This is a genomic window from Rhizorhabdus sp. (assembly GCF_018006725.1).
GTDB lineage: Bacteria > Pseudomonadota > Alphaproteobacteria > Sphingomonadales > Sphingomonadaceae > Rhizorhabdus.
This window is the reverse complement of record NZ_JAGMXV010000138.1, coordinates 1-1,360: the sequence shown is the minus strand read 5'-3', so window position 1 is coordinate 1,360 and position 1,360 is coordinate 1. Positions and strand designations below refer to the sequence as shown.

Sequence of the window (1,360 nt, the reverse complement as noted above, 5' to 3'; positions counted from 1 at the left end):
GCGGTGTCGATCTAGCGGCGGGCTTTGGGGACGCTTTGCGCGCGACGGGCTTGGTCGCTGCGGGCTTCTTGGCGGCCGGCTTTTTAGCGGCCGGCTTTTTCACCGCTGGCGTATTTGACGGCGGCATCTTCATGCCCGGCATATTGGAATGGTCCATCTGCGCGGCCACCGGACTTGCGAGGCCAAGTGCCGCGCCGCCAGCGATCAAGAGGAACTTAGGCTGCATCGCGGTTCTCCTCGCCCATCGGGCGAACCGTCACGACACGCATCATCCCCGCGGTCATGTGATAAAGATTGTGGCAGTGGAACGCCCAGTCGCCGGGCGCATCGGCCGTTACGTCGAATGTCATCTTACCGCCGGGCGCCACATTCACCGTGTGCTTGCGAGGCGCGAAGTCGCCATGTCCGGTCACCAGCTCGAAGAAGTGGCCGTGCAAATGAATTGGGTGCGGCATCATCGTGTCATTGACCAGGGTGACGCGCGCGCGCTCGTCCTTGCGGAACGGGATGGGGTCGGCAGGGTCGCTCATCTTCTGGCCGTCAAAGCCCCACATGTAGCGCTCCATATTGCCCGTCAGGTGGATCTCCAACTGACGCGACGGGGCGCGAACGTCCGGGTTGCGGTCGAGCGCGACAAGATCGCGATAAGTGAGCACGCGATGATCCGCGTCCTCCAGCCCCTGCGGCGGCTCGCCCGTGCGGTCCTTCGGCATCGGCGAGATGGTCTGCACTCCCGGCCCCATCTTGACGCCGGGCGCGTTCTTGGGGTTGCGCATGTTCATGTCCATGCTGCCGCCTGACCCGTGATCCATCCCGGCCATGCCGCCGCTGCTCATCTGACCATGGTCCATGCCCGCCATCCCGGCAGCGCCCGCCGCCATTTGGCTATGGTCCATCCCTGGCATAGCGCCGCTCATCTGGTCGCCCCCCATCCCAGCCATGCCGGCCATCGCAGCGCCTACCGCCTTCGTTCCGTGATCGGTGGGCTCTTTCCACCCGGTGAGCTTCCACAGGTTGCGCGAGGCATTCTGCATCAACGTGGGATCCGGCCCGCGCTTTGCGACCGGGTTCTCGTCCGCCATACCGGACATCCCCTCCATCCCGCTCATGTCCATGCCCATGTCGGTCATGGTCAGCAACGTGCGCGGGCGGAGCGGCGGGACCGGGGCGATCATGCCCTCGCGCGGGGCCAGTGTCGCGCGCCCCATGCCGGATCGGTCGATCGCCTCGGAAACGAAGCTGTAGGCGCGGTCCTCGGGCGTCACGATCACGTCGAAGGTTTCCGCGACGCCGATCTGGAATTCGTCCACGGTTACCGGCCGGACGTTCTGGCCGTCGGCCTGCACCACCGTCATCGGCA

The 1,360-nt window shown here is 65.7% G+C and carries 1 protein-coding gene and 1 pseudogene; both read right to left on the bottom strand.

The annotated features are described in order from the left end of the window. Window positions 1-226, bottom strand: a pseudogene (locus tag KAY22_RS17445) (copper resistance protein B); the annotation flags it as partial. Then, the coding region (locus KAY22_RS17440; protein WP_296624586.1) for a multicopper oxidase domain-containing protein at window positions 216-1,360 on the bottom strand (1,145 nt) is incomplete at its 5' end. The pseudogene KAY22_RS17445 and the gene KAY22_RS17440, both read right to left, overlap by 11 nt.